This is a genomic window from Streptomyces longhuiensis, assembly GCF_020616555.1.
In the GTDB taxonomy this organism is placed as follows: Bacteria; Actinomycetota; Actinomycetes; order Streptomycetales; family Streptomycetaceae; genus Streptomyces; species Streptomyces longhuiensis.
Genome location: NZ_CP085173.1, coordinates 4,733,490 through 4,759,996 on the forward strand (window position 1 = coordinate 4,733,490; position 26,507 = coordinate 4,759,996).

Genomic DNA, 26,507 nt, shown 5'->3' on the forward strand with positions numbered 1-26,507 from the left:
GCACGGTGGGTTCAGTCCTGCTGGATGTAGACGCGGTTGACGTCGCCGTGATGGGCCTTGGAGTAGCGGTCGTCGACGACGGACTCGAGATCACCGTTGATGAAATCGTCCTCGCTGATCCACGACGTGGTGCCCCACGGGTTGTAGACCTGCAGTTTGCCGCCCTCCTGGCCGATGATCATCAGGCTGTGGCCGTGGCGGTCGCCGTTCTCGTCGACGCGCGTGATGTTGATGGGCACGGGCTTGCCGTCGGCGACGGACTTCTCGATGTCGGGCAGGACGCCACGCCGGTCGTCGGCGCCGTCCATCTCCTTCTGGTCGTACTTGTCGCCGGTGTGCGGGCCGAGCTCCTTGTCGGAGATCTCCTCCTGCCCGTCGGAGTCCATGCCGGCCGGGTGTCGGTCCCACCACCAGCCGTCCATCTCACCGTCGCCCTCGTCGTTCATCCGGAACTGCTCGTCGTGCAGGCGCTTGCGGAAGTGGTCCGGGTCGTCGTCGGTGCCGTCGGGGCCGCCGGTGAGTTCGAGGGCGTACACCGGGTCGACGAGGGCGCGGGCGGTGACCGTCGAGGACGGGACGCAGGTCTCGTCGTCCTGGTCCCAGAGCTCGCCGCGGAAGTCCTGCTGCTCCTTGCCGCCGCCGACGGACTTCGTGGTGACCGGTGTCAGGTGCTCCGAGAGCCACGCCGGGTCCTTGCCGTGGATCTTCCCGCCGAACTTCTCGACCTCGCCGACGCCGTAGCCCGAGGCGAGGGCCTTCATGAGGTACGCCTTCTCCTGCGGGCTCGACGCGTTCGCCAACAGCCTTTCCATACGTGCCCGTTCGGCGGGTGACATGTCCTCCATGGCGCGGCCCGAGCGTTCGAGGTCGTTGGCGCTGAGGATCTCGTTCAGTTCGAGGTCGCCGCCGGGGTTGGCGGTGTCGGCGAGGGCGAGCCGGTCGGCGGCGGTCAGTTCGTCGGTGCCCAGCTGGCCGGCGCGGGCCTCGGCGGCGAACTTGTTGAGGTCACGGGCCGCGACGCGGGCGGCGTCGTCGGCGTCGGCGGCGGCCTTGTGCAGGTCGTCGGCGCCGTGGGAGGCCAGCGAGCGGGCCTTCAGACGGAGGGCCTCCTCGTCGTCGTCCTCGTGCCAGTCGTCGAACCAGCCGTCCTTGCCGCCGAGCATGCCGCGGGCGTCGCGAAGCTTGCCTCGTCCCGTGCCGTCGAGGGTCTGCGCGGTCTCCAGCGCGTCGGACAGCGCGATCAGGGCCTTGCCGCCGCCCTGGAACGCCTCGATCATCTGCTGGGCGTCGCGGGAGGCGGCGCCCACCACGTCGGAGGCGAGGACGCTCGTGTCGCCGACCCAGACCTGCGGCAGACCCTTGCGGGCGATCTTGTCGATCCGGTCGCTCACGGCGTCGGCCTCGTCGGTCTGGCCGGTGTAGCGCTTGCCCAGCGCTTCGATCACCTTCGGATCGCCGACCGGCCCCGAGACACCGAGGGCGTCCTCGATCGCGTCGATCAGGTCGTTCTTGCTGCCGGCCGAAGAGATCCTGTCGCGCAGGCCGTTGAGCTTCTGCCTGCGGTCGTTCGTGGATTCCGTCACGGTCGCGGGCCCCGTCAGTAGGCGGACAGCGCGGACGGGCGCTCGGCGTACGCCGGCATCGTGCCGACGCGCTCCTCGGCCGCCGAGCCGACGGACACGGACTGCGCGCCGTTGCGTACGCCGATGTCGGAGCCGGAGTACGCGCGGCTGGAGAGGCGGACCTTGTCCGCGAGTTCGTGCAGGGCCGCTTCGAGGACCTTGGTCTCGGCCTCCCACGCGGCCGCGAACGTGTTGAACGCGGGACCGGTGTCGGAGCCGCCCAGCGCGTCCTGCGAGTAGCACATCGTGCCGGCGACGGCCTTGCCGATCTTGCCGACGTCGGTACCCGCGCCGTCGAGTTCGCCGGCCTGGCCCGACATGCCCTTGTGCCCGACCTGATAGCCCTCCGGAGAGGTCATGGCAGTTCCCCCGATTTTCTTGAGTCCACGACCTCGACACGCCTTCCGCACAAGGAAGTTGAGTCAGGTCACAGCCTTCAAGAAATTAGCAGAATGCCGCCATGTACACGCCTTTCGGTGCAGGCCCCACACAAAGCCGAGGGACCGCACCTCGATTCCGTAGGCGTCCAACCCCCGGAGGTGCGGCCCCTCGGCCGTATCTGCGCCGCCGTCACACGGCGAGCCGCGTCAGACGGCGATGGCGACCTCGGAGAGACCACCGGTCTGGGCGACGACCGTGCGGTCCGCCGAGCCTCCGGGGACCAGGGCGCGCAGCGTCCACGTACCCTCGGCCGCGTAGAAACGGAACTGGCCCGTCGCCGAGGTGGGGACCTCTGCCGTGAACTCTCCGGTCGAGTCCAGCAGGCGCACGTAACCGGTGACGGGCTCGCCGTCGCGGGTCACCTGGCCCTGGATGGTGGTCTCACCGGGCTTGATCGTCGAGGCGTCGGGGCCGCCGGCCTTCGCTCCACACATGTGTTTCTCCAAAAAGGTCGGTCAGGTCTGTCTGAGGGGTCCGGGAGGGTTACTTGTTGGCGCCGAGCTCGATCGGCACACCGACGAGGGAGCCGTACTCGGTCCACGAGCCGTCGTAGTTCTTGACGTTGGCCTGGCCGAGCAGCTCGTGCAGGACGAACCACGTCAGGGCCGAGCGCTCACCGATGCGGCAGTACGCGATGGTGTCCTTGGCCAGGTCGACCTGCTCGTCCTCGTAGAGGGCCTTGAGCTCGTCGTCCGACTTGAACGTGCCGTCGTCGTTGGCGTTCTTCGACCACGGGATGTTGCGCGCGGACGGGACGTGGCCCGGACGCTGCGACTGCTCCTGCGGGAGGTGCGCCGGCGCGAGGAGCTTGCCGGAGAACTCGTCGGGGGAGCGCACGTCGACGAGGTTCAGGCTGCCGATCGCGGCGACGACGTCGTCACGGAAGGCGCGGATCGAGGTGTCCTGGGCCTTGGCCTTGTAGTCGGTGGCGGGGCGCTGGACGATCTCGGCGACGAGGTCGCGCGAGTCGAGCTCCCACTTCTTGCGGCCGCCGTCGAGGAGCTTGACGCTGTCGTGGCCGTAGAGCTTGAAGTACCAGTAGGCGTAGGACGCGAACCAGTTGTTGTTGCCGCCGTAGAGGACGACCGTGTCGTCGTTGGCGATGCCGCGCGAGGACAGGAGCTTCTCGAAGCCGGCCTGGTCGATGAAGTCGCGGCGGACCGGGTCCTGCAGGTCCTGCTGCCAGTCGACCTTGACGGCGTTCTTGATGTGGTTCTTGTCGTACGCCGAAGCGTCCTCGTCGACCTCGACGATGACGACCTTCGGGTTGTCGAGGTTCGCCTCGACCCAGTCGGCGTCTACCAGGACGTCGCTGCGGCTCATTTTTTCTCCTCCGGGGCAGTTGCGGCGGGGTGCGGGAGTGCGGGTGCGGTGCGGGCACGGTCCCTGCATGCGAACAGGGACGGCATTCGGCGCGCGCGAGGGGAGGCCTCAAAGGGGCCTGGGGAAGCGGGAGTTGCCGTCCCGCTCAGGCGGTGCGACAGAGCATGGCGGCGACGCGGCACAGGTCTACTGCCCGCCGCTTCGTGAGATCCGCCTGTCGCTTCATGCCACCGATCGTAGGTACGCACGGGCGGCCGTGTCACCGGTGTGTCGCATCGTGAGACACGATCGTCCGCGATACGAGACGAGTGCGGCCCCGGGGCCTGAGGGAAGGGGCTCCGGGGCCGTTGCGGCTCCGCTGATCACTGCTGTGCGGACGGCGCCGTCTCGCAGTGCGGACGCGCCGTTTTCCGAGTGCTACCCGACGAGGTCGAGTTTCGAACCCTTCACCGAGATCTCGACGCCGTCCTTGACCGCCTCGACCCGGTCCAGCTCGATCCCGGCCGGCAGGTTGTCGATCGCCTGCTGGAAGTCGGTGACGGCGCGGATCCGGCCCTCGGCCAGGTCGAGCGCGCCGATCTTGGGCAGGCTGTCGGCACGGGCCGAGACCTTGCCGTCGGTGACCTTGACCGAGCTGAGGACCGTGGGGTGCAGGGTGCCCAGCGGCGTGTGCACGGTGATCGCGATCTTGACCTTGTCGCCGCCGCCGTAGGAGAGGCCTTCGATCCGCGCCGTCACACCCGGGGCGACCTGGGCGGCGTCCTGCTTCCTGACGGCCTTGAGCAGCTCGGCGTAGGAGATGCGGGCGGTGCCGGTGGCCGAGTCGGCGACGGCGGAGCTGAAGTCACCGGAGAACTCCACGCCGTGCATCTCGGCGTTCAGATCGGCGATCCGGATCGACTCGCCGCCGCTCTTCGCGTCGTAGTCCTTGATGCCGACCTCTACGTCGTCGAGCTTGCCGCCCGCGAGCTGGGTCAGGAACGGGAAGCCCTTGATGGACACGTCGGGTGTGCCGGCCAGGCCCTCGCTGGTGCGCACGCGGTCGGCCGCCTCGCCCTCGGCGAAGTTCACCGCGACCCGGTCGGCGATGACGAACAGGCCGCCCAGGATCACGACGACGATCAGAAGTATCCGCAGAGCACGCATGGCCCGGTGTTTCCCCCCACCTGGACGACAGTTCCTGATCGCGAGCGTACGGGCCGGGCCCCCGAGACGGGGGCCCGGCCCGATTCTTGTCGATCAGCTGTGACAGGCGGTACGCCCGCCGGACGCTCAGCCCACGACCCGCCCGAGCAGGTAGACGGCCGGGGCCGCGGCGGCGAGCGGCAGGGCCACGCCCGCCGTCATGTGCACGAAGCGGGACGGATAGTCGTAACTCGCGACGCGGTGGCCGATCAGCGCGCAGACACCGGCGCCGAGGCCGAGGAGCGCGCCCTTGGACCCCATGTCCGTCAGACCGCCGGCCGCGATTCCGGCGCCCGCGGCGGCGAGCAGCGCGACGCCCACGGAGGCGGGCGTCGGCAGCGGGAGCGCCCGTGCGAGGACGGCGACGGCGACCGCCACGGCGCCGACGGTCACGGCGTCCGGGTCGGCCGCCAGGTGTCCGGTCGCGACGATCGCGAGCGCCGCCGAGGCGACCGTGGCCATCAGGCCGTACATGCGCTCGTCCGGCGCCGCGTGGCTGCGGAGCTGGAGGACGAGGGTGAGCAGGACCCAGACACCGAGGGTGCCGAGGATCGCGGCGGGCGCGTTCTCCCGGCCGGTGACGAGCAGCGCCGCGTCGGCGGCGAGGCCGCCCGCGAAGGCGAGCGCGATGCCCTGCCGGGCCGGCCACATGCCGTTGAGCCGGAACCAGCCGGCGGCCGTGACGGCCTGGAGCAGCACGAGCGGGACGAGCAGCGCGTACTGGCCCACCGCGGCGCCGCCCGCGAGCAGCAGCCCGAGCAGCGCGGTCAGCGCGGCGGGCTGCATCCCCGGCTCTATGATCGGCGACCGCCCCTCGGCACGGGCGCGCTGCGCGTCGGTGACGCGGGGGTTGCCGGTGACGGTGGCGGGCCCGTAGGCGGCGGCCTCCGGCTCGGCGACGGGCAGCGGCTGGGCCGCCGCCACCGTCCCGAAGACCTGCGTCTGCTGGTCGGCACCGGGGGTGTGGGGGGCCTGCCCGTACCCGGCCGGTTCGCCGTACGCGGCATGCGCGGGCGGCGGCGTGCTCTGCCCGCCCGGCGTCTGCACCGCCGGCCCCTGCCCGTACGGCGCCTGCCCGTAGCCGTGACCCTGCCGGTCACCGCCGTACGCCTGCTGCTCCCCGTACGCCTGCTGGTCACCGCCGGTCTGGCTCACCGGGCCCTGCCCGTACGCGGCCTGCCCGTAGGGGGTCTCCCCGTACGCGGCCTGCCCGTACGGGCTCTGGCCGAACGGGGTCTGGCCGGGCTCGAATCCCTGGGGCTGCGGGTACGTCGACTGGACCTGGGTGTCCCAGGTCTGGCCCTGCCACTGCTGAGTCTGCTGGGGCGGCTGCTGCTGCCCGTACTCGTCTTCGTACGGCTCGTCACTCATCGCGGTCACCCTCCTGCGAACGGCGGGAGCACCTCGACCGTGCCGCCCTCGGCAAGCCGTACCGTCTCATGCCCGCGCCTGCCGACGGGATCGCCGTCGATCAGGAACGAGGAACGCTGCAGGACGCGCACCAGGTCTCCGGGGTGTCGCGCACGCGCGCCCTCCAACGCGTCGGCCAGCGTCTCGGCCTCGTACGGCTCCTCGGCGACACCGGCGGCCGCCTTGGCCGCGGCCCAGTAGCGGATGGTCCCGTTGGCCATGTGCGGCGTTCCTCCCGTGCGGTCTGTCCAAGCGGTCTATTCGGCGGTTGCCGTCGTCCATGATGCCGTGGCCCAGTCGCCGATCCGCGCGAGGAGCCCGTCGTCCGCCGCGTGCTCGGCGTGCCCCATGCCCGCTTCCAGCCACAGCTCGGCCTCGCCGGACGCGGCCGCGGCGAGCATCCGCGGGTGGTCGAGGGGAAAGTACGGATCCCGGTCGCCGTGCACGATCAGGAGCGGCGTCGGCGCGATCAGCGGAACGGACTCGACCGGCGAGAGCGGCACCGGGTCCCACTCGTGCGGGTGAATGCGGGTGCGGAGTCCGACACGGCCCACGACCCGTCCGGCGGGCCGCGTCACCAGCCAGTGCAGCCGCCGCATCGGCGCGGTCCCCCGGTAGTACCAGCGGGCCGGGGCACTCACCGCGACGACGGCGTCGGCGCGCGCTTCCGTGCGCCCCCTGTGCAACGCGGCGTGCCGCAGGACGACGGAACCACCCATCGAGAAGCCGACGGTCACCACCTGTTCATGCCCGAGTGACCTCGCCCACTCCACGGCGGCCACCAGGTCGAGTACCTCCCGGTCACCGACGGTGGACCGCCCGCCCGACCGCCCGTGGCCGCGGAACGAGAACGTGACCACGGCGGCACGCTGCGCGAACACCCCCGCCGCCCGCCGGACGTGCGGCCGTTCCAGATCGCCCGTGAACCCGTGCGCGACCACGATCACCGGGCCGCCGGCGGGGCCCGGCCCGGGGTCGTGGGCGGCCTCGATCGGGACCCCGTCCCGCGTGCGCAGCATCACACGGCGTGAGCGGGCAGTGATCGGCTGCACAGAAGATCGTGCGTCTTGACCTGCCGGACCGGAACTCATGTGGGCTATTCTCCTAGTCAGAGGATCCGGGCAGCGAAGCCCCCGGGTCCTTTTGTGCTTTCGGACCGCGTTGTATACGAACGCCGGCCGGGAGGCGCACAGGGCCCCAGGGCGCGGGGCCCGAAGCCGTGCGAACCAGCACGAGAAGCAGTACGAACAAGCAGTACGAAGCAGTGCCGTAAACGTCCTCGCAGGGACCGAGGAGGAACCGACGTTATGGGCGAGCGAAACGTGCACGACCGTAGGACGACCCAGGCAGGTGGGCCGCGATGAGTTCATTGCTGCTCCTCACGAATGCCCTTCAGCCGTCGACGGAGGTGCTCCCCGCTCTCGGCCTGCTGCTGCACAACGTGCGGGTCGCCCCCGCCGAGGGCCCGGCTCTCGTCGACACCCCCGGTGCCGACGTCATCCTCATCGACGGGCGCCGCGACCTCCCACAGGTGCGCAGCCTGTGCCAGCTTCTCCGCTCCACCGGGCCGGGCTGTCCGCTGGTCCTCGTCGTGACGGAGGGCGGCCTCGCGGCCGTCACCGCCGACTGGGGCATCGACGACGTACTTCTCGACACGGCGGGACCGGCCGAGGTCGAGGCGCGGCTGCGCCTCGCGATGGGCCGCCAGCAGATCGTCACCGACGACTCCCCGATGGAGATCCGCAACGGCGACCTGTCGGTCGACGAGGCCACCTACAGCGCGAAGCTGAAGGGGCGGGTCCTCGACCTGACCTTCAAGGAGTTCGAGCTCCTCAAGTACCTCGCGCAGCACCCGGGCCGCGTCTTCACGCGCGCCCAGCTGCTCCAGGAGGTGTGGGGCTACGACTACTTCGGCGGCACCCGCACCGTGGACGTCCACGTGCGGCGCCTGCGCGCGAAGCTCGGGCCCGAGCACGAGTCGCTGATCGGCACCGTGCGCAACGTCGGCTACCGCTTCGTGACGCCGGAGAAGGTCGAGCGGGCGGCGGACGGGGCGAAGGCCAAGGCGGCGACGCCGAGGCCGGACGACACTGAGCACGCGGCACCGGCGGAGCACCCGGCCCACGCCGACGGCACGGACTCCGCGGCGGATTCCCGTGCCGCGCGGGAGCCGGCCGAGCAGCCCCGGGCGGGCGCTCGTCAGGCCGCCGCCGGACGCCCTGCCCAGCGGTAGGTCCATCCGCGTAGACTCCGCGCGTGGCCAAGGTGACTCGGGATGACGTGGCGCGACTGGCGGGTACTTCGACCGCGGTCGTGAGCTACGTCATCAACAACGGACCTAGGCCGGTTGCCCCGGCCACGCGCGAGCGTGTACTCGCCGCGATCAAGGAACTGGGGTACCGGCCCGACCGGGTCGCCCAGGCCATGGCGTCGCGGCGGACCGACCTCATAGGCATGATCGTGCCGGACGCGCGCCAGCCGTTCTTCGCGGAGATGGCGCACGCCGTCGAACAGGCGGCGTCCGAGCGCGGAAAGATGGTCCTCGTCGGCAACTCCGACTACGTCGAGGAGCGCGAGGTCCACTATCTGCGGGCCTTCCTCGGCATGCGGGTGTCCGGCCTCATCCTCGTCAGCCACGGCCTGAACGATCTGGCCGCGGCCGAGATCGAGGCGTGGGACGCGCGCGTGGTCCTGCTGCACGAGCGGCCCGAGGCGATCGACGACGTCGCCGTCGTCATCGACGACATCGGCGGCGCCCAGCTCGCCACCCGCCATCTTCTTGAACACGGTCACCCGTACGTCGCCTGTGTCGGCGGCACCGCCGAGACGCCGTCCGTCGGCGACCCGGTCTCCGACCACGTCGAGGGCTGGCGCCGGGCGATGCACGAGGCGGGGCTCTCCACCGAGGGGCGGCTGTTCGAGGCGCCGTACAACCGCTACGACGCGTACAAGATCGGGCTCGAGCTGCTCGCCGGGCCCCAGCGGCCGCCGGCGATCTTCTGCTCCACGGACGACCAGGCCTTCGGCATCCTGCGGGCCGCGCGCGAGCTGCGGATCGAGGTGCCGGGCGAGCTGGCCGTCGCCGGGTTCGACGACGTGAAGGAGGCGGGCCTGACGGATCCGCCGCTGACGACGGTCGCGTCCGACCGCTCGGCGATGGCGCGGTCCGCCGTCGACCTCGTCCTCGACGACTCGCTGCGCGTCGCCGGTTCCCGGCGTGAGCGCCTGAAGGTGTTCCCCTCGCGGCTGGTCGTCCGCCAGTCCTGCGGCTGCCCCTGACCTCGCACGACCGCGCGCCGGCCCGAAAACACCGGACCGGCGCGCGTGCTGTGTTCCGGGTCGCTCAGAACATCAGGTTGTACTGGTTGAACCCGGTGCCCAGGCTCTTGCGGGCGCCGAAGACGTCGGAGGACGCCTTGTTGGTGCCCGGGTAGAGCCAGAGCGTGCCGCCCGAGTCGCGGGCCATGACGTCGGCGATGCCGTCGCCGGTCACGTCGCCGCTCGTCACGTACGAGGTGAAGTTCCAGCCCGTGCGCGCCTGGATGCGCGCCGCGAACGGGGTGTGCTCGACCTGCGTGCCCCGGTAGAGGTACAGGACGCCGGAGCTGTTGCGGACCAGGAGGTCGGCCTTGCCGTCGCCGGTCAGGTCGCCACGGCCGAAGATCTTGACGCCCTTCCAGGCCTTGTCGACGACCTTGACCTTGCCGTAGAACTCGCCGTTGCCCTTGCCCGGGTAGAGGTACGTCGAGCCGTCGGCGTCCACCGCGACCAGATCGGGGCGGGAGTCACCGGTCATGTCGCCGGGGATGGCGTACGACTTGTAGCCGCCCCACACCGAGGTGATCTGCATCCACTCGAAGGCGTCCGCCGCGTGGTCGTAGTAGCTGCGGTACAGCTTGCCGTCGGTGCTGTCGCGGATGATCAGATCCTGGAAGAAGTCCCGGTCCAGGTCGGCCTGGAGGGCCCAGCTCGCGGTCTGCCAGCCGGCGCTCTGGTAGGCGCGCGTGGCGAGCGACGTGCCCTTGCTGTCCTGCTCGAACAGGCCCCCGGAGGGGGTGCGCGCCAGCAGGTCGGCCCGGCCGTCGAAGCTCAGGTCCGTGTCGTCGATGCGCGGCTGGGCCGCCCAGACGTACGAGGACACCTTGGTGAAGACGGGGTAGGCGCCCTTGGCGGTGCAGCCGGAGACACCCCACGAGACGATGCCGACGACGCGGCCGCCGACGACCACCGGACCGCCGGAGTCACCGCTGCAGGTGATCTTGGTGCCCTCGTCGGCGCCGGTCGCCGGGGTGCCCGCGCAGAACATCGAGCCCTCGACGAAGTCGTCCTCCCCGAGGACGGACTGCATCGCGGTGTTGCAGGTGGAGTCGGAGACCAGCGGCAGGGTGACCTTGCGCAGGATCGCCGACAGGTCGGCGTCCTGCGCGCCCGAGGTCAGACCCCAGCCGTAGACCGTGGCGGAGGTGCCCGCCTTGTAGGACGCGGTGTCGTTGCTCTGGACCAGCTTCGTCCACTGGTCCTCCAGCGGACGGTCCAGGGTGAGGACCGCGATGTCGTTCTGGATGGTGTCGGCGTTGTAGCGCGGGTGGTTCCACTGGCGCCAGACGCCCGCGACGGTGCCGTTGGCGCTGTCGAGCAGGCCGGTGGCGCCGGCCACGACCGCGCCGTTGTCCGCCCAGTCCAGACCGGCCACGCAGTGCGCCGCGGTGAGGACCTTGTTCGGGGCGACGAGGGTGCCGCCGCAGAAGTAGCCGTCGCCGGACGCGGCGTCGTAGTACGAGAGCTGGACCATCCACGGCGCGGAGGAGATCGGCGTCTCGGTGCCGCCGATGATGAACGGCGTCTTCTTGGGCTTCGTCTCCGGGGTCGCCCGGGTCTTCGCGGCCTCGACGACCCGCTTGCGCAGTTCGGCGTCGGAGGCGGAAGGGGTCGGGTTCGCGGTGCGGGCGACGCTCGCGTCGGGCAGTCCGGGCGGGTCGTCGGCCGCGGTGGCGGGGTGCGCCACGAGGGCGCCGGCGCAGCTCAGCGCCAGCGCGAGAGCGGCCGTGGACAGCGCCGTGACGGGGCGTCTCCAGCGGTCGCGCAGGGCAGGTATCACTCAGGGCTCCTGGTGTGAGGAGTGGCTTCAGGGCCCGAGAAGAGGCGTACGGCGCGCACCACGGCCGGTACCGGACACCGAGCGGACAGGAAATCGGATTCGGGCTCGGACCCGTGCACCGCCGCAGACCCCCCTCCGGCGCACGGATCGTAGATCTCACGAGCCCCTCGGCACACGACCTTCACAGCAGGCAGGTGAGAGTTGTCCGGGCGCCCTCCCGCACCTCACCCTCCGTCAACCCGGCGTTTTCCGAGGCGTCTTTATTTCGGGCAAACAGGGTTCTCGCGGGACTCTCAGGGCACGCTCAGGTGGCTCTCATGAACGCGGTTCAGGCTTGCTGCCATGACCGAGAGCTTCCGCCGAAGCGGCGAGTACCCCCAGGGCCAGCAGCAGCACTCGCAGTCCCCGTATCCGGGGACCCCCGAGGCGGGCGGCGCCTTTCCGCCCCCGCCCGCCTACGACCCGCCGCAGCCGGTGAACGCCGCCCCGGGTTCGGCGATGTGGCCCGCTCCCACGCCGGAGGGCTCCCCCGCACCGCCCGCGCCCGCACGCCGGCGGCGGGTCAGGGGTCCGCTCGGGCTGCTCGCCGCGGTCGCCATCGCCGCCGCGGCCGTCGGCGGCGGCACCGCGTACGCCTTCCAGGAGCTGACCGGCAAGGAGTCCACCTCCACCTCCGCCTCCGCCGGCACGAGCGTCGTGCCCACCAGCCAGAAGGGCACCGTCTCCGGTGTCGCCGCGGCCGTCAGCCCCGCCATCGTGGAGATCAACGCGACCTCGAACGCGGGCAGCTCCACCGGCTCCGGCGTCGTCATCACGAGCGACGGCGAGATCGTCACCAACAACCACGTCGTCTCCGGCGCCTCGACGGTCAAGGTGCGGACGAGCGACGGCAAGACCTACACCGCCGAGGTCGTCGGCACCGACGCCAAGAAGGACCTCGCCCTCATCAAGCTGAAGAACGCGTCCGGTCTCAAGACCGCGTCCCTCGGCGACTCCGACAACGTCAAGGTCGGCGACGAGGTCGTCGCCATCGGCTCCCCCGAAGGCCTGACCGGCACCGTCACCAGCGGCATCGTCTCCGCGCTCGACCGCGACGTCACCGTCTCCACGGACGAGGAACAGCAGCAGCAACAGGGCGGCGGCAGCGACGACCGGTGGCCGTTCGAGTTCGGCGGGCAGCAGTTCAACGGCGACACGGGCTCCTCGAAGACGACGTACAAGGCCATCCAGACCGACGCGTCCCTCAACCCCGGCAACTCCGGCGGCGCCCTCATCGACATGAACGGCAACATCATCGGCATCAACTCCGCGATGTACTCGGCCAGTTCGGACAGCGGGTCGGGATCGTCGAGCGCGGGCAGCGTCGGACTCGGCTTCGCCATCCCCGTCAACACCGTCAAGGCCGACCTCGACTCGCTGCGCAGCGGGGGCACCTCCGGCGGCTGACCCCGGCCGCGCACCGCCGCGCCGCACGCACCCGTAGCGCCTCCGTGCGAGGCTGATACCGGCCCCCACCACCGTCCGCACCCCCGAGGAAGCCCACCCATGAGCCCCGCCGAAGGCGACCGCGAACCCCAGCGCATTCTCATCGTCGACGACGAACCCGCCGTCCGAGAGGCGCTGCGGCGCAGCCTCGCCTTCGAGGGGTACGGCACGGAGGTCGCGGTCGACGGCGCGGACGCGCTCGACAAGGCGGCCGCCTACCAGCCCGACCTGGTCGTCCTCGACATCCAGATGCCGCGCATGGACGGCCTCACGGCCGCCCGGCGGCTGCGGGCCGGCGGGTCCCGCACCCCGATCCTCATGCTGACGGCGCGCGACACCGTCGGCGACCGCGTGACCGGGCTCGACGCGGGCGCCGACGACTACCTGGTCAAGCCTTTCGAACTGGACGAACTGTTCGCGCGGGTACGGGCGCTGCTGCGGCGCAGCGCCTACGCCTCCGCGACGGGCCCGGCGGACGACGCGGGTGACGTCCTGTCCTTCGCGGACCTGCGGATGGACCTCGCGACCCGCGAGGTCACGCGCGGCGCGCGCACCGTCGAACTGACCCGCACGGAGTTCACGCTCCTGGAGATGTTCCTGGCCCACCCGCGCCAGGTCCTCACCCGCGAGCAGATCCTCAAGGCGGTGTGGGGCTTCGACTTCGAGCCCAGCTCCAACTCCCTGGACGTGTACGTGATGTATCTGCGGCGCAAGACGGAGGCGGGCGGCGAGCCGAGGCTCGTTCACACGGTGCGGGGTGTGGGGTACGTGCTGCGCTCGGGCGGGAGCGAATGAACCGGGTCGTCCGCTACTTCCGGGGGCTGCCCCTCAGGTCCCGGCTTTCGCTCCTGACCGCCGTCGCCGTCGCGTTCGCCGTGGCCGCCGTATCGGTGACGTGCTGGTTCATCGTGGAGAAGCAGCTGTACAACAAGGTCGACGACGATCTGCGCGGCGCCATCCCCGGCGGGGTCACGGCGGGTCAGTACGCCGATCTGCTGGCCAACTGCACCCGGACACCCGCCACGGACAACGGCTTCGGGCACCCTCAGGTGTTCTACGTCCAGGTCGTCAACAGCGACGGCACCGTGTGCGTCGCCGCGAACTCGGTCGGCCTGGTCGAGGCCACAGCCGGTGATCGGGCGGTCGCCAAGCGCGGCGACACCGACCACCTCTACTTCCGCAACGGCGTCGACAGCGACGGCAAGCCGCTGCGCGTCATGACCCGCGCCGCCGTCACCGGCGGCCCGGCGCGCGCCGTTGTGCAGAACCTGGCTCTCACGGTCGCCGTGCCCCTGACAGACACCGACAAGACCCTCAACAACCTCGCGCTGGTCCTCCTGACCATCGGGGGGATCGGCGTCGTGGGCGCGGGCGCCGCCGGACTGTGGGTGGCCCGAACGGGACTCCGCCCCGTCGACGAACTCACCGACACCGTCGAACACGTGGCCCGTACCGAAGACCTCACCGTCCGCATCCCCGTGGAGGGCGACGACGAGATCGCGCGCCTCTCCGCGTCCTTCAACTCCATGACCGCCTCGCTCGCCTCGTCGCGTGACCTCCAGCGGCAGCTGATCGCCGACGCCGGGCACGAGCTGCGCACCCCTCTCACCTCCATGCGCACCAACATCGAGCTGCTCACCCGCAGCGACGAGACGGGCCGGGCGATCCCGCCGGACGACCGCAAGGCGCTGATGGCCTCGCTCAAGGCCCAGATGACGGAACTGGCCGCGCTCATCGGGGACTTGCAGGAGCTGTCCCGTACGGGGCTGGCCGGCGGGGACGGCCCGCTCAAGGTCGTCTCGCTGCACGACACGGTCCGCACCGCGATCGAGCGGGCCCGGCTGCGCGGACCCGAGCTGACCATCACGTCCGAGCTCGCCCCCTGGTACGTACGGGCCGAGCCCGCCGCCCTGGAGCGCGCGATCGTCAATCTCCTCGACAACGCCGTCAAGTTCAGCCCGCCGGAGGGAACCCTGGAGGTCCACCTCATGCGCGGCCGGCTGACCGTGCGCGATCACGGTCCCGGCATCCCGGCCGATGAACTCCCGTACGTCTTCGACCGGTTCTGGCGCTCGCCGACGGCGCGGGCGCTGCCGGGGTCGGGCCTCGGCCTGTCGATCGTGGCCCGGACGGTGGAGAGCTACGGCGGCACCGTCGAGCTCGGGGCCGCGGAGGGCGGCGGCACGGTCGCGACGGTGCAGCTGCCGGGCGCGCCCACGCCCCCGCCGGAGGTCCCCGAAGGGGCCTGAGCGACCTACCGGCCGAAGCCGAGGCCCTCCCCCGTCAGGCCGACCCGGATCCCGTCCTTCTCGACCCGCACGTCACTCAGCCGGACGTCGCCCGTGCCCGCGCCCGGCAGTTTCGGCAGCCGGAACGCCAGCGAGAGGCGGTCGGCGAGTTCGGGGCGGGTGAGCCGGGTGAGGCCCTGGAGCAGCGCCGGGTCGAGGCCGAATTTCTTCAGGAGCGCCGGGTGCGCGAGCGCGAGGTCCACCAGGTTCAGGGACATCAACTGGTGCACGAAGCGCGGCGATCCGGTGAGTTCGCTCAGGCGCCGGTCGCTGCGCAGCGCCGCGCGCACGGCCGAGTCGGGCACGCCGAGCCGGTGCACGAGGGACGGCACGGACAGCAGGGCCTTCGCCTTCGCGGTCTCGGTCGCGAGGCGCGCCACGGAGCGGCGGCTGAGGTGCAGGCCCTCGGAGGGACGCGTGCCGGGCCGGTACGTGGCGAGGTCGCCGATGTCGAGCCGCATGCCGCCGATGTCGGTGGCGATGCCGGTGTCGCCGATGCGCCGGATCGTGGCGTCGGCGCGCACCTTCAGGTCGTGTCCGGCGACGGGCAGCGTGCCGCGCGCGAGGACCCGGTCACGGCCCTGTCCGCTGAACGTGACCTGGGAGGCACCGAGTTCACGGTTCAGGTCGTCGAAGGTGAGCAGGACCTCGCCGGTCATGCCGCCGATGCGGGCGCCGCGCACGTCGGTGGGCCCGTCGCCGTCGATGCGTACGTCACGGATGGTCGCGGACACCTTGGCGAGGGAGACACGGCTCGCGGCGACGTCGGGGACGGTGACCTTCACCTCGTCCAGGCGCCGGTCGGCGAGCTGGGTGAGGAACGGGAAGCCCCCGATGTCGACCTCGGGCGCGGCGCTCAGGTGCAGCTGCTCCTTGAGCCGGTCCGCGGCGCGGTGCTCGGCGTAGAGGAGGGCCCAGCGGTCCGCGAGGGTGACGAAGGCGGCGAGGACGAGGATCCCGACGACGGCCTTCGTGGCGAGCGGCAGCCCGGCGAACCGGTTGCGGCGGCGGCTGCCGCGGCGGTGGTTGGGCCGGGACCAGGGCTGGTCGTCCGGCCCCGCCTCGGGGTCCTCCTCGTGCAGGAACTCGTCGAGGGGATTGTCCGCGAGGGCGCCCAACTCGTCGTACGGGTTGTGCGGCACAGTGCCTGAGGGAACGGATTCCTCCGTGCGTACATCAGACAGTTCGGCGGACTCGGACGTGAACGTGGCTATGCGGTGGGGGGAACGCATCGTGAGATTTCACCACACGTCCCGACCCCACCGCTGAGCATTACTCCGAGTAAGGGACGGTTTAGGTCACCGACCCGGCCGTGCGATACGTCACTTCACGATCGTGATCCGGTCCGCCTTCGGGGGCGCGATCGGCGACGTGGCCGACGAGTTCGCCGTCAGGTAGTCGTTGAACGCCTTCAGGTCGTCGCTGCCGACCAGCGGGTTCTTGCCCTGGCCGAGCGCCGCGAAGCCGTCGCCGCCGCCCGCGAGGAACGAGTTCATCGCGACGCGGTACGTCGCCGCCGGGTCGATCGCGGCGCCGTTCAGCTTGATGGAGTCGACGACGACCCGGGCCGCGCCCGCCTTCGTCATGTCGAGCGTGTACGTCAGGCCCGCCGACGGCTGGAGGATCTTCGGCGAGGCCTCGTTGGAACCGCTGACCTGCTGCTGGAGCGCGGTGATGACCTGCGCGCCGGTCAGGTCGACCAGGTTCACGGTGTTGCTGAAGGGCTGCACGGTGAAGCCCTCGCCGTAGGTGACGACGCCGTCGCCCTCGCTGCCGCTCGCCTTGTACACGAGGTCGGAACGCACGCCGCCGGGGTTCATCAGCGCCAGCGAGGTCTTCGGGTCGAGGATCTTGGCGTGCGCGAGCTGCGCGTCCGCGATCAGGTCACCGAGCGGCTCCTCCGGCGAAGTGGCGCCGCGGCCCGGGATGTCCGCCGAGATGTAGCCGACGGGCTGGTTGGCGACGGGCGCGGCGAGCTTGTTCCAGCGGCCGATGAGCGCGGTCATGTCCGCGGCCTTCGGCTGCGTGCGGCTCACCACGTGGTTGGCCGACTTCACCGACGTACGCACGATGTCCTTGGTGCGGCGGTCGTACGTCAGCGTCGTGTCCGTGTAGAGCTTCCCGTACGAGGACGCCGAAGTGACCATGCGGGGCTTGCCGGACGGGTCGGGGATCGTGCAGACGTACGCGTTGTGCGTGTGCCCGGTGACCAGGGCGTCGACCTTCGGCGAGATGCCCTTGGCGATGTCGACGATCGGGCCCGAGATGCCGGCGCCGCCGCTCGGCGAGTCGCAGTCGTAGTTGTACGAGCCGGAGGCCGGCACGCCGCCCTCGTGGATGAGCGTGACGATCGACTTCACGCCCTGCTTGTCGAGGATCTTGGCGTACTTGTTGACGGTCTCGATCTCGTCTTGGAACTTCAGGCCCTTGACGCCGTCCGCGGAGACGATGTCGGGGGTGCCCTCAAGGGTCACGCCGATGAACCCGATCTTCACGCCGTTGTGCTTCCACACCCAGTAGGGGGCGAGGATCGGCTTGCCGGTCTTCTCGTTCGTCACGTTGGCGGCGAGGTAGGGGTAGTCGGCGCCCTCGAACTTCTTGCCGTCCTCGAAACAGCCGTCCTTGGGGTGGCAGCCGCCGTTCTGCATGCGCGCCAGTTCCGTGGCGCCCTCGTCGAACTCGTGGTTGCCGACGCTCGTGACGTCCAGGTCGAGCTTGTTCATCGCCTCGACGGTGGGCTCGTCGTGGAAGAGCCCCGACAGCAGCGGGCTGGCCCCGATCAGGTCGCCGGCAGCGGCGGTGACGCTGTACGGGTGGCTCTTCCTGGCGGTCCGCAGGGACGTGGCGAGGTACTCGACGCCGCCCGCGTCGACCTTCCTCGTGGTGCCGTCCGGCAGGTTCTCCGTGACCTGGCCCGACGAGCCGGCCGGCGGCTCCAGGTTGCCGTGGAAGTCGTTGAAGGAGAGCAGCTGCACGTCGACCGTGCGGCCGCCCTTGCCCCCGTGGTGCCGGTCCTGCGTGGCGTTCGCGGGCAGCGCCGCGACGAGCGCGCCGACGGTGGCGAACCCGGCCGCCGCGGCGAGTATCCGCGATGCGGCGCGGCGTCTGGTCCTGTGCGGTGTCAGCTGTGTCATGGGTGCGTCCCCCTGTGTGGGTGCTGTGAGACGGAGGTGCCGGCGGTGTGTCGTGACCAAGTCGGCAGCCTAAGGTCAACGCGCGTAGCACGACAGGTGTTTGCCGGTTACGAGCTGATTGCCATCACCCGGCAGCAGGCCCGGCGCGGGCCCGTCGCCGTACCCTCTTGTCCATGACCAGCGATGCCGTGCCCACCGCCCCCGACCGCCAGATCGAGACGCTCACCGCCCTCACTCCCGACCAGGCGGAAGCCGTCCTGGAGATCCTCTCGGACGCCGCCCGTGCCGACGGGCAGCAGGCGGTCTCGGAGCAGGGCAGGCTGCAGCTGCGCGGCGGCCCCAGGGAGGGCGTGCGCCACTTCCTGCTGACCGTCGACGGCGAGCTGATCGGGTACGGCCAGCTGGAGGACACCGACCCGATCGAGGCGCCGGCCGCCGAGCTCGTCGTGCACCCCGCGTACCGCGGGCACGGGCACGGGCGGGCGCTCGGCTCGGCGCTGCTCGGCGCGTCCGGCAAGCGGCTGCGGGTCTGGGCGCACGGCGGCCACTCGGCGGCCCGGCACCTCTCGCAGGTCCTCGGCCTGACCCTGTTCCGCGAACTGCGCCAGATGCGGCGCCCGTTGGCCGAGGGTCCCGAGCTCGCCGAGCCGGTGCTGCCCGCGGGTGTCGTCATCCGCACCTTCGTGCCCGGCGAGGACGACGCGGCCTGGCTCGCGGTGAACGCGGCGGCGTTCGCCCACCACCCCGAGCAGGGCTCGCTGACCCAGCGCGACCTGGACGACCGCAAGGCCGAGCCGTGGTTCGACCCGGCCGGCTTCTTCCTCGCCGTCCGGGAGGCCGACGGCGAGGTCATCGGCTTCCACTGGACCAAGGTCCACGCCGAGGAACAGCTCGGCGAGGTGTACGTCGTCGGGGTCGCGCCGGGCAGCCAGGGCGGCGGCCTCGGCAAGGCGCTCACGGCGGTGGGCCTGCGGCATCTGGAGAGGTCGGGTCTGCCGACGGCGATGCTCTACGTGGACGCCGACAACAAGCCCGCGGTCACGGTCTACGAGCGCCTCGGCTTCGTCACCCACGAGACGGACCTGATGTACCGCACGGAGTCGTAGTCCGCGTCCGTAGCGGCGGAAAGCGGCAGGCAGGCACCCGAGGGGCAGTGGTCACTTGACACTGCCCCTCTCTTGCACCACCCTTTCACTACTTGATTAGTGAAAGGGTGGTGTTCAGGAACGTGGTCGAGTACCGGATCGACCGGCGCAGCGGCGTCGCCACCTATCTCCAGATCGTCCAGCAGACCCAGCAGGCCCTGCGCCTCGGCCTGCTGGAGCCCGGCGACAAACTGCCCACGGCCCGCGAGGTCGTCGAAGCCACCGCGATCAACCCGAACACCGTGCTCAAGGCGTACCGCGAACTGGAGCGCGAGGGTCTGGTCGAGGCCCGCAGAGGTCTCGGCACCTTCGTCCGCAGGACGCTCGGCGCGGCCCCGGCCGACTCGCCGCTGCGGGCCGAACTCGCGGACTGGGCCCGGCGGGCCCGCACCGCGGGCCTCGACCGCGAGGACGCGGCCGCCCTGTTCGGCGCCGTACTGGACGAAAACTTCCCGAAGGGGGATCAGTGAGTTCCACCAGCACCACCCCGGCCGTCGCCATCGAGGCGACAGGGCTCGGCAAGCGCTACGGCCGCCACGGCCACGCCGCCCTCGACCTGTGCTCCTTCCGGCTGCCCGCCGGGCGGATCAGCGCCCTGGTCGGACCCAACGGGGCAGGAAAGTCCACCCTCCTCGCGATCGCGGCCGGACTCCTGCGCCCCAGCTCCGGACAGCTCACCGTCCTCGGCGCCGCACCCGGCGTGCACCGCGACCGCGTCGCCTACCTCTCGCAGGACAAGCCGCTCTACCCCCAGCTGTCCATCGCGGACACCCTGCGCATGGGCGCCGAGCTGAACCCCGGCCGCTGGGACGCCGCGTACGCCGACCGGATCGTCGAGCAGGGCGACCTCGACCCCGCGGCCCGGGTCCGCTCGCTCTCCGGCGGACAGCGCACCCGCGTCGCGCTCGCCCTCGCGCTCGGCAAGCGCCCCCAGCTGATGCTCCTCGACGAGCCGATGGCGGACCTCGACCCGCTGGCCCGCCACGAGCTGATGGGCACGCTGATGGCGGACGCCGCCGAACACGGCACCACCGTCCTGATGTCGTCGCACATCGTCGCCGAACTGGCCGACGCCTGCGACCACTTGCTGCTCCTCGGCGCCGGCCGCATCCGGCTCGGCGGCGGCATCGACGACCTGACGGCCGCGCACAGCCTGGTCACCGGGCGCGGCACGGCCGCCGACCTCGCCCCGCACACCGTGGTCGAGTCCCGCGCCGCCGGCCGGGGACTGACCGCCCTGATCCGCCGCGACGGACCGCTCGACAGCGCCTGGGAGGCGCAGGAGCCGTCCATGGAGGAGCTGATCCTCGCCCATCTGCGCAACCCCGGCGCCCCCGCCCTGATCACCCCGGGCACGACCGTCACCGCCGCGGCGGTGACGGCATGACCGCCCTCCTGGACAGGGACACCGGCCGCCCCGCCGCGCGCCGCACCCTTCCCGGCGCCGACGGCCTCGTCTGGACCGTGCTGCGGCTGCACCGCACCGCGATGTGGGTGTGGACCGCGTACGTCGCCGTCACCGTGGGAATGCTGCTGTGGCTGTGGGGCCCCGGCGCGAACGCGGCGCAGAAGGCGTTCGACGCGTTCGGCTACAGCGGCGCGCAGGAGAACGCGTACCGCGACGGGTTCTCATTTCTCGGTTTCGGCGGCTCGTTCGACTCCCGCTTCTACGGCCCGTCCTCGCTGATCGGCATCGCCTCGTGCGCCATCGCCGTCTTCGCTGCGGGACCGCTGATCGCGCGCGAACTGGAGCGCGGGACGGCCGGGCTGGCCTGGACCCAGTCCGTGTCCCCCGCCCGCTGGCTCACCGCGAAGCTGGCCGTGCCCGCGGTGTTCGTCGCCGTCGGCACGGGCCTGATCGTCGTCCTGTACCGGCTGGTGTGGAACGCGCACAACCACCTCCTTGTGGCGGGCATCGGCCCTCGCTCGTTCGCCTTCTCTCTCGGCCCCGCCACCGTGGCGAACGCCCTGTTCGGCCTCGCCGTCGGCGTGCTCGCCGCCCTCGTCCTGCGCCGTACGCTGCCCGCCCTGGCGGCCGCCGGTGTCGTCCAGTTCCTGGCCGGCGCGATGCGCGGCAACAACTGGCCCTTCCAGCACTCGCCGTTCTCGCGTCTGCAGCCCGAACTGCCGGTGTTCAGCAAGGCGATCACGTCCACGGGCGCCAAGGTCTCCGACCCCGGCTGCTACCTGAGCCAGAAGTGCCTGGACCGCCACCACATCACCGGCTTCACCCGCAGCTACCTCCCCTCCCCCGACTACTGGCCCCGCCAGCTCGCGGAGACGGGTGTCCTGCTCGGCCTGACCGCACTCGCCGTGGCCGCCGCGTTCCTCGTCCTGCGCCGGTACCAGCCGAAGAAGGAGACCACCGCGTGAGCGCCGCCGCTCTCTCCCCCTTCTCCCCCTCGACCGGCCTGACCTGGACCGTGCTGCGGCTGCACCGGCTCGCCCTGTGGCTGTGGGCCGCGTACGTCGCGGTGACCGGGGCGATGCTGCTGTGGCTGTGGGGACCGGGCAGCTCCGGGTGGCACATCACGGGCAAGTGCGTCGCGGGCGTCATGAACGCCTGCAGCGCCACAGGGCCGGGCGCGGGCACGTACGAGTACCTGCTCGCGCTCACCACCGGCCTGATCACGATCGTGCCCGCGATCGCCGCCGCCTTCGCGGGCGGGACGCTCATAGGCCGCGAACTGGAGCGCGGCACGGCCTCGCTCGCCTGGACGCAGTCCGTCCCGCCGGCCCGCTGGCTGACGACGAAGCTCGCCCTCCCGGCCGCCTTCCTCGTCGTGGGCACCGGCATCCTCGTGGCCCTGCGCCACCTGGTCGCCTCTGCGGCGAGCGGCCTCCCGTCGAACCAGTGGTTCACCAACGGCGTCTACGGCGCCCTGGGCCCGACCGCCGTCGCGCTCCCGCTGCTCGGCCTGGCACTCGGCGCGCTGGTCGCGTTCATCTCCAAGCGCGTGATCCCGTCGATCTGTGTCTCGCTCGCCCTCCTCGGCATCGTGATCACCGCGCTCGGCGAGATCCGCGGCCGCCTCTGGCCCCCCGTCACCGTCATTGGCGACGTCCACGAGGGCTACCGGGGCTTCGCCGGCCTCCTCCTCGACGAGGGCGCGGTCACCGGCAGCGGCGCGCACATCGCCGACCCCCTGTGCGTCGACGACAAGAGCTGCCTCGGCCGGCACAACATCACGGGCTTCTACCGCGAGTTCCAGCCCGCCTCCCACTTCTGGCCGCTCCAGCTCGTCGAGACCGGCATCCTCCTCGCCCTGACGGCACTGGTGGCAGCCGCCGCCTTCGCCCTCCTGCGCAGGAACCAGCGGCCCTGACGACGTACGGGGCGTGGCGGGGCGTCCCGGGAACGTCCGCGGGACGCCCCGCCATGCCCCGCACGTCATGTCGCCGTAACCAACCATTCAGACGGGCTTGCCACCCTCAGTGAATGCAGCCCGCCGCGCCCGACCCCACCGGGGCCCCGGCGGAGCACTCCCCGAACGGGAGACTCCGCCTCACGCCCGCGCTCTCCGACGCGCCCATCGTGGTCCGGGCGCGGAAGAATGGGTCCATGAGCCAGCAGAACGCCCAGGACCAGGCCTCCGACCGGCAAGCGCAGCCGTCCGTCGGCTCGATAGCCGCGCACCGCCCGCACACGGTCGCGGGGGGTGACTTCGAACCCGAGCTCCCCGAGCTCACGGCCGACATCGACGCCGACCCCGACGAGTTCGAGGACTACAGCGCCGAGCTGCCCCAGGGCCGCTTCCTCGACCGGGAGCGCAGCTGGCTCGCGTTCAACGAGCGCGTGCTCGAACTGGCCGAGGACCCGGACACCCCGCTCCTGGAGCGGGCGAACTTCCTGGCGATCTTCGCGTCCAACCTGGACGAGTTCTTCATGGTCCGCGTGGCCGGACTCAAGCGACGTATCGCGACGGGCGTCGCCACCCGTTCGGCCTCAGGGCTCCAGCCCCGCGAAGTCCTCGAGCTGATCTGGAACCGCTCGCGCGAGCTCATGGCCCGGCACGCCGCCTGCTACCAGGAGGACGTCGCCCCCGCGCTCGCCGACGAGGGCATCCACCTGGTGCGCTGGGAAGAGCTCACCGACAAGGAGCAGTCCCGGCTCTTCACGCTGTTCAAGCAGCAGATCTTCCCGGTGCTCACCCCGCTGGCCGTGGACCCCGCGCACCCGTTCCCCTACATCTCCGGCCTGTCCCTGAACCTCGCCGTCGTCGTGCGCAACCCGGTCTCCGGGCACCGCCACTTCGCGCGCGTCAAGGTGCCGCCGCTGCTCTCCCGCTTCCTGGAGGCCTCGCCGCAGCGCTACGTCCCCATCGAGGACGTCATCTCGGCGCCCAAGCACCTGGGCGAGCTGTTCCCCGGCATGGAGGTCCTGGAGCACCACATGTTCCGGCTGACCCGGAACGAGGACCTGGAGGTCGAGGAGGACGACGCGGAGAACCTCCTCAAGGCGCTGGAGAAGGAGCTCATGCGGCGCCGCTTCGGGCCGCCGGTGCGGCTCGAGGTCGAGGAGACCATCGACCGGTACGTCCTGGACCTCCTCGTGCGCGAGCTGAAGATCAGCGAGTCCGAGGTGTACCCGCTGCCGGGCCCCCTGGACCTCACGGGCCTCTTCGGCATCTCCGGCCTCGACCGGCCCGAGCTGAAGTACCCCAAGTTCATCGCGGGCACCCACCGCGACCTGGCCGAGGTCGAGTCCTCGTCCGCGCCCGACATCTTCGCCGCCCTGCGCGAGCGGGACGTGCTGCTCCACCACCCGTACGACTCGTTCTCCACGTCCGTGCAGGCGTTCCTGGAGCAGGCCGCCTCCGACCCGGACGTCCTCGCCATCAAGCAGACGCTGTACCGGACCTCGGGCGACTCGCCGATCGTCGACGCGCTGATAGACGCCGCGGAGTCCGGCAAGCAGGTCCTCGTCCTCGTCGAGATCAAGGCCCGCTTCGACGAGCAGGCCAACATCAAGTGGGCGCGCAAGCTGGAGGAGGCCGGCTGCCATGTCGTGTACGGCCTCGTCGGCCTCAAGACGCACTGCAAGCTGTCGCTCGTGGTGCGCCAGGAGGGCGACACGCTGCGCCGCTACAGCCACGTCGGCACGGGCAACTACCACCCGAAGACGGCCCGCCTCTACGAGGACCTGGGCCTGCTGACCGCCGACTCGCAGGTGGGCGCCGACCTCTCCGACCTCTTCAACCGGCTGTCGGGCTACTCGCGCCGCGAGACGTACCGCCGTCTCCTCGTCGCCCCCAAGTCCCTGCGCGACGGCCTCATCTCCAGGATCAACAACGAGGTCCAGCACCACCGCGCCGGCCGCCCCGCCTACGTCCGCTTCAAGGTCAACTCGATGGTCGACGAGGCCGTCATCGACGCGATGTACCGGGCGGCGCAGGCCGGTGTGCCCGTCGACGTGTGGGTCCGCGGCATCTGCGCCGTGCGGCCGGGCGTCGCGGGCCTGTCGGAGAACATCCGCGTACGGTCCGTGCTCGGCCGCTTCCTGGAGCACTCCCGAATCTTCGCCTTCGGCAACGGCGGCGAGCCCGAGGTCTGGTTCGGCAGCGCGGACATGATGCACCGCAACCTCGACCGCCGCATCGAGGCCCTGGTCAGGGTCTCCGACCCGGCTCACCGCGGCGCCCTGAACCGGCTCCTGGAGACGGGCATGTCCGACACCACCGCCTCCTGGCACCTGGGACCGGACGGGAACTGGGTCCGGCACGCCAAGGACGCGGAGGGTCGGCCCCTGCGGAACGTACAGGAGATGCTCATAGACGCCCGGAGGCGCCGGCGTGGCACAGCAACACCTTGAGACGACGGGAGCGGAGGGTTCCGCGGGCGAGGCCGTCGCGGCCTATCTGCGCGAGCAGGCCACGGAGTTCCTGCGCTCCCTGCGGCAGCACCGCGAGAGCGGTGGCTCCGCGCCCGGCGGAACCGCCGAAGAGGCGGCCGGAGCGGCGCGCGCCCTGCGCCGCTCGGCCCGCCGCATCAGCGGCACCCTGCACACGTTCCGTCCCCTGCTCGACCCCGAGTGGTCCGACGCGCTGCGCCCCGAACTGGCATGGCTCTCGGGCACACTGGCGCAGGAGCACGCGTACGCGGGCCGCCTGGAGCGGCTGCTGTCGGCGCTGCACCGGCTCTCCGGCGCACACGCGGTACCCGCCCAGACCCCCGCGGCTCCCCCCGGACGGGTGGGCACGGCCCAGCTGTCGCGGACCGAGAGCACGGCGGCGGGGAATCTGACCGTGGGCGCGGCGAAGGCGGGCGCCCTGCTGGAGCGCCAGCTCACCCTCGCCCGGACCAGAGCCCACTCCACGGCGCTGCAGGCACTCGGCTCGTCCCGCTTCCACGCGGTCGCGGACAACGTCGCCGTACTCGCCAGCGAGGTCCCGCTGCGTACCACCACGGCCGACCTCGACGCGCTGGCCGCCTCCGCCCGGTCCCGCCTCGCCGAGGCCGTCGCCGCGCTGCCCCTCCACCGGGCGGGCCACCCCTACAACGCGGAGGCCCTCGTCCAGGGCCTCACCGCCGACACGGCACCCCCGTCCCAGGACGCCCCCTGGCACCACGTACGCCTCCTGCTGCGGCTGCACCGCTACGCCCAGGAGGTCGTGCCGTGCGGACCCGGCACCGGCGGCGGGCCGGCCGACGCGGAGACCGAGGCGGCCGCCTCGCTGGACCGGCACCGGGACGCCGCCGAGGCCGCGGCCGCCGCCGCCCACGCGGCCCGCACCCCGCGCATCGCCCCGGCGACGGCCTACGCGCTCGGCGTCCTGCACGCCGACCAGCGCCACGAAGTGGAAGCGGCCCGTTTCGCGTTCCAGCGGGCCTGGCTGAAGGAGACGGTCCGCACGTCATGAGCAGGGGCGACAACGACGTCATCCGCGCCGCCGGCTGTGTCCTGTGGCGCCGCTCCCCGTACGACGACGTTCCCCGAGCTCCCCACTTCGATCGAGCAGGGGAGGCCCCGATCGAGGTCTGCCTCGTGCACCGGCCCAAGTACGACGACTGGTCGCACCCCAAGGGCAAGCTGAAGCGCGGCGAGGAGGCCCTCGCGGGCGCGCTGCGCGAGGTCGAGGAGGAGACCGGCTTCCGGTGCGCCCCCGGCGCCCGCCTCCCCACCACCCGCTACGTCGCGGGCGGCCGTCCCAAGCGCGTCGACTACTGGGCCGCCGAGGCGACGGACGGCGGATTCACGCCGAACCGCGAGGTCGACCGTGTCGCCTGGCTCTCCCCGACCGCGGCCCGCCACCGTCTGACCCAGCCCCGCGACAAGACGCTCGTCGACGCGCTGCTGAGCGCCCTCCACCTGGCATAGTCGCAGCGTGTACTTGCGCCGTCACAAAACGTCACACAGTACCTCACCGCACCGACCG

Annotated in this window: 25 protein-coding genes; 13 read left to right on the forward strand and 12 right to left on the reverse strand. The window is 71.6% G+C overall.

Annotated features, from left to right (window positions below):
• Window positions 1-11: 11 nt before the first annotated feature.
• From LGI35_RS21950 to LGI35_RS21985, 9 genes are all read right to left on the reverse strand, one after another.
• Window positions 12-1,583, reverse strand: coding sequence for a peptidoglycan-binding protein (locus LGI35_RS21950; RefSeq protein ID WP_227295680.1), 1,572 nt, complete (start codon window positions 1,581-1,583; stop codon window positions 12-14).
• Between the two features lie 14 nt (window positions 1,584-1,597).
• On the reverse strand, window positions 1,598-1,981 hold the full coding sequence (locus LGI35_RS21955) for a hypothetical protein (protein ID WP_227295690.1): 384 nt from the start codon (window positions 1,979-1,981) through the stop codon (window positions 1,598-1,600).
• 228 nt (window positions 1,982-2,209) lie between these two features.
• Window positions 2,210-2,497, reverse strand: coding sequence for a DUF1416 domain-containing protein (locus LGI35_RS21960; protein ID WP_100595620.1), 288 nt, complete (start codon window positions 2,495-2,497; stop codon window positions 2,210-2,212).
• Window positions 2,498-2,546: 49 nt separating this feature from the next.
• Window positions 2,547-3,386, reverse strand: a complete 840-nt coding sequence (locus tag LGI35_RS21965) for a sulfurtransferase (protein ID WP_227295692.1) — start codon at window positions 3,384-3,386, stop codon at window positions 2,547-2,549.
• 145 nt (window positions 3,387-3,531) lie between these two features.
• Window positions 3,532-3,612: a putative leader peptide gene (locus LGI35_RS46620; RefSeq protein WP_351257108.1), complete on the reverse strand. Its 81-nt coding sequence runs from the start codon at window positions 3,610-3,612 to the stop codon at window positions 3,532-3,534.
• Between the two features lie 191 nt (window positions 3,613-3,803).
• Entirely contained in the window at window positions 3,804-4,532 is a 729-nt protein-coding gene (locus tag LGI35_RS21970) for an LmeA family phospholipid-binding protein (RefSeq protein WP_227295694.1), read from the reverse strand.
• 126 nt (window positions 4,533-4,658) lie between these two features.
• Window positions 4,659-5,942 (reverse strand): polyadenylate binding domain-containing protein, encoded by a 1,284-nt coding sequence (locus LGI35_RS21975; protein ID WP_227295696.1) that lies wholly within the window; start codon window positions 5,940-5,942, stop codon window positions 4,659-4,661.
• A gap of 5 nt (window positions 5,943-5,947) precedes the next feature.
• The gene (locus tag LGI35_RS21980) at window positions 5,948-6,202 is read right to left on the reverse strand and encodes a MoaD/ThiS family protein (RefSeq protein ID WP_116512270.1); all 255 of its coding nucleotides are present in this window, start codon (window positions 6,200-6,202) and stop codon (window positions 5,948-5,950) included.
• A 36-nt stretch (window positions 6,203-6,238) separates the two neighbouring features.
• Entirely contained in the window at window positions 6,239-7,072 is an 834-nt protein-coding gene (locus tag LGI35_RS21985; RefSeq protein ID WP_227295698.1) for an alpha/beta hydrolase, read from the reverse strand.
• 269 nt (window positions 7,073-7,341) lie between these two features.
• Here LGI35_RS21985 and LGI35_RS21990 point away from each other — a divergent pair, with 269 nt between their 5' ends.
• Window positions 7,342-8,214 carry a winged helix-turn-helix transcriptional regulator gene (locus tag LGI35_RS21990; protein WP_227295700.1) on the forward strand — a complete coding sequence of 291 codons (873 nt, stop codon included), beginning with the start codon at window positions 7,342-7,344 and terminating at the stop codon, window positions 8,212-8,214.
• A 23-nt stretch (window positions 8,215-8,237) separates the two neighbouring features.
• Window positions 8,238-9,260 carry a LacI family DNA-binding transcriptional regulator gene (locus LGI35_RS21995; protein ID WP_116512267.1) on the forward strand — a complete coding sequence of 341 codons (1,023 nt, stop codon included), beginning with the start codon at window positions 8,238-8,240 and terminating at the stop codon, window positions 9,258-9,260.
• A 64-nt stretch (window positions 9,261-9,324) separates the two neighbouring features.
• Here LGI35_RS21995 and LGI35_RS22000 read toward each other — a convergent pair whose 3' ends face one another.
• On the reverse strand, window positions 9,325-11,079 hold the full coding sequence (locus LGI35_RS22000) for a trypsin-like serine protease (protein WP_227295702.1): 1,755 nt from the start codon (window positions 11,077-11,079) through the stop codon (window positions 9,325-9,327).
• Between the two features lie 342 nt (window positions 11,080-11,421).
• Here LGI35_RS22000 and LGI35_RS22005 point away from each other — a divergent pair, with 342 nt between their 5' ends.
• The 3 genes from LGI35_RS22005 to LGI35_RS22015 all read left to right on the forward strand — a co-directional run bounded on the left by LGI35_RS22005 (window position 11,422) and on the right by LGI35_RS22015 (window position 14,813).
• Window positions 11,422-12,525, forward strand: a complete 1,104-nt coding sequence (locus LGI35_RS22005) for a S1C family serine protease (RefSeq protein WP_227295704.1) — start codon at window positions 11,422-11,424, stop codon at window positions 12,523-12,525.
• A gap of 99 nt (window positions 12,526-12,624) precedes the next feature.
• Complete coding sequence (locus tag LGI35_RS22010; RefSeq protein WP_227295705.1) at window positions 12,625-13,359, forward strand: response regulator transcription factor; 735 nt, start codon at window positions 12,625-12,627, stop codon at window positions 13,357-13,359.
• On the forward strand, window positions 13,356-14,813 hold the full coding sequence (locus LGI35_RS22015) for a HAMP domain-containing sensor histidine kinase (RefSeq protein WP_227295707.1): 1,458 nt from the start codon (window positions 13,356-13,358) through the stop codon (window positions 14,811-14,813). Before LGI35_RS22010 ends, LGI35_RS22015 begins: the two co-directional genes overlap by 4 nt.
• 5 nt (window positions 14,814-14,818) lie before the next feature.
• Here the strand turns inward: LGI35_RS22015 and LGI35_RS22020 are convergent, their stop codons facing one another.
• Entirely contained in the window at window positions 14,819-16,084 is a 1,266-nt protein-coding gene (locus LGI35_RS22020; RefSeq protein WP_227295708.1) for an LmeA family phospholipid-binding protein, read from the reverse strand.
• A gap of 90 nt (window positions 16,085-16,174) precedes the next feature.
• Entirely contained in the window at window positions 16,175-17,986 is a 1,812-nt protein-coding gene (locus tag LGI35_RS22025) for a bifunctional metallophosphatase/5'-nucleotidase (protein WP_227295710.1), read from the reverse strand.
• A gap of 173 nt (window positions 17,987-18,159) precedes the next feature.
• Between LGI35_RS22025 and mshD the strand changes: the two genes are divergently transcribed.
• The 8 genes from mshD to LGI35_RS22065 all read left to right on the forward strand — a co-directional run bounded on the left by mshD (window position 18,160) and on the right by LGI35_RS22065 (window position 26,449).
• The gene (mshD, locus tag LGI35_RS22030) at window positions 18,160-19,092 is read left to right on the forward strand and encodes a mycothiol synthase (protein WP_227295711.1); all 933 of its coding nucleotides are present in this window, start codon (window positions 18,160-18,162) and stop codon (window positions 19,090-19,092) included.
• A gap of 122 nt (window positions 19,093-19,214) precedes the next feature.
• Window positions 19,215-19,601 carry a GntR family transcriptional regulator gene (locus tag LGI35_RS22035; protein WP_376227701.1) on the forward strand — a complete coding sequence of 129 codons (387 nt, stop codon included), beginning with the start codon at window positions 19,215-19,217 and terminating at the stop codon, window positions 19,599-19,601.
• Window positions 19,598-20,518 (forward strand): ABC transporter ATP-binding protein, encoded by a 921-nt coding sequence (locus LGI35_RS22040; RefSeq protein WP_227295715.1) that lies wholly within the window; start codon window positions 19,598-19,600, stop codon window positions 20,516-20,518. The genes LGI35_RS22035 and LGI35_RS22040 overlap by 4 nt, the downstream gene beginning before the upstream one ends.
• Window positions 20,515-21,504, forward strand: a complete 990-nt coding sequence (locus LGI35_RS22045) for a hypothetical protein (protein WP_227295717.1) — start codon at window positions 20,515-20,517, stop codon at window positions 21,502-21,504. Before LGI35_RS22040 ends, LGI35_RS22045 begins: the two co-directional genes overlap by 4 nt.
• Window positions 21,501-22,457, forward strand: coding sequence for an ABC transporter permease (locus tag LGI35_RS22050; RefSeq protein WP_227295718.1), 957 nt, complete (start codon window positions 21,501-21,503; stop codon window positions 22,455-22,457). The genes LGI35_RS22045 and LGI35_RS22050 overlap by 4 nt, the downstream gene beginning before the upstream one ends.
• 113 nt (window positions 22,458-22,570) lie before the next feature.
• Window positions 22,571-24,943 carry an RNA degradosome polyphosphate kinase gene (locus tag LGI35_RS22055; RefSeq protein ID WP_376222358.1) on the forward strand — a complete coding sequence of 791 codons (2,373 nt, stop codon included), beginning with the start codon at window positions 22,571-22,573 and terminating at the stop codon, window positions 24,941-24,943.
• Window positions 24,924-25,991, forward strand: coding sequence for a CHAD domain-containing protein (locus LGI35_RS22060; RefSeq protein WP_227295720.1), 1,068 nt, complete (start codon window positions 24,924-24,926; stop codon window positions 25,989-25,991). Before LGI35_RS22055 ends, LGI35_RS22060 begins: the two co-directional genes overlap by 20 nt.
• On the forward strand, window positions 25,988-26,449 hold the full coding sequence (locus LGI35_RS22065) for an NUDIX hydrolase (protein ID WP_227295721.1): 462 nt from the start codon (window positions 25,988-25,990) through the stop codon (window positions 26,447-26,449). Before LGI35_RS22060 ends, LGI35_RS22065 begins: the two co-directional genes overlap by 4 nt.
• The last annotated feature ends 58 nt before the right edge of the window (window positions 26,450-26,507 follow it).

What these genes read in the sequence shown, in the direction of transcription:
- LGI35_RS22020 (WP_227295708.1), bottom strand. Translation starts at nt 16,084, where the DNA reads ATGCGTTCCCCCCACCGCATAGCCACGTTCACGTCCGAGTCCGCCGAA.
- LGI35_RS21960 (WP_100595620.1), bottom strand. Translation starts at nt 2,497, where the DNA reads ATGTGTGGAGCGAAGGCCGGCGGCCCCGACGCCTCGACGATCAAGCCC.
- LGI35_RS21985 (WP_227295698.1), bottom strand. Translation starts at nt 7,072, where the DNA reads ATGAGTTCCGGTCCGGCAGGTCAAGACGCACGATCTTCTGTGCAGCCG.
- LGI35_RS22065 (WP_227295721.1), top strand. Translation starts at nt 25,988, where the DNA reads ATGAGCAGGGGCGACAACGACGTCATCCGCGCCGCCGGCTGTGTCCTG.
- LGI35_RS21975 (WP_227295696.1), bottom strand. Translation starts at nt 5,942, where the DNA reads ATGAGTGACGAGCCGTACGAAGACGAGTACGGGCAGCAGCAGCCGCCC.
- LGI35_RS21955 (WP_227295690.1), bottom strand. Translation starts at nt 1,981, where the DNA reads ATGACCTCTCCGGAGGGCTATCAGGTCGGGCACAAGGGCATGTCGGGC.
- LGI35_RS22010 (WP_227295705.1), top strand. Translation starts at nt 12,625, where the DNA reads ATGAGCCCCGCCGAAGGCGACCGCGAACCCCAGCGCATTCTCATCGTC.
- LGI35_RS22025 (WP_227295710.1), bottom strand. Translation starts at nt 17,986, where the DNA reads ATGACACAGCTGACACCGCACAGGACCAGACGCCGCGCCGCATCGCGG.
- LGI35_RS21965 (WP_227295692.1), bottom strand. Translation starts at nt 3,386, where the DNA reads ATGAGCCGCAGCGACGTCCTGGTAGACGCCGACTGGGTCGAGGCGAAC.
- LGI35_RS22005 (WP_227295704.1), top strand. Translation starts at nt 11,422, where the DNA reads ATGACCGAGAGCTTCCGCCGAAGCGGCGAGTACCCCCAGGGCCAGCAG.
- LGI35_RS22015 (WP_227295707.1), top strand. Translation starts at nt 13,356, where the DNA reads ATGAACCGGGTCGTCCGCTACTTCCGGGGGCTGCCCCTCAGGTCCCGG.
- LGI35_RS21990 (WP_227295700.1), top strand. Translation starts at nt 7,342, where the DNA reads ATGAGTTCATTGCTGCTCCTCACGAATGCCCTTCAGCCGTCGACGGAG.
- LGI35_RS22055 (WP_376222358.1), top strand. Translation starts at nt 22,571, where the DNA reads ATGCAGCCCGCCGCGCCCGACCCCACCGGGGCCCCGGCGGAGCACTCC.
- LGI35_RS21980 (WP_116512270.1), bottom strand. Translation starts at nt 6,202, where the DNA reads ATGGCCAACGGGACCATCCGCTACTGGGCCGCGGCCAAGGCGGCCGCC.
- LGI35_RS22045 (WP_227295717.1), top strand. Translation starts at nt 20,515, where the DNA reads ATGACCGCCCTCCTGGACAGGGACACCGGCCGCCCCGCCGCGCGCCGC.
- LGI35_RS46620 (WP_351257108.1), bottom strand. Translation starts at nt 3,612, where the DNA reads ATGAAGCGACAGGCGGATCTCACGAAGCGGCGGGCAGTAGACCTGTGC.
- mshD (WP_227295711.1), top strand. Translation starts at nt 18,160, where the DNA reads ATGACCAGCGATGCCGTGCCCACCGCCCCCGACCGCCAGATCGAGACG.
- LGI35_RS21970 (WP_227295694.1), bottom strand. Translation starts at nt 4,532, where the DNA reads ATGCGTGCTCTGCGGATACTTCTGATCGTCGTCGTGATCCTGGGCGGC.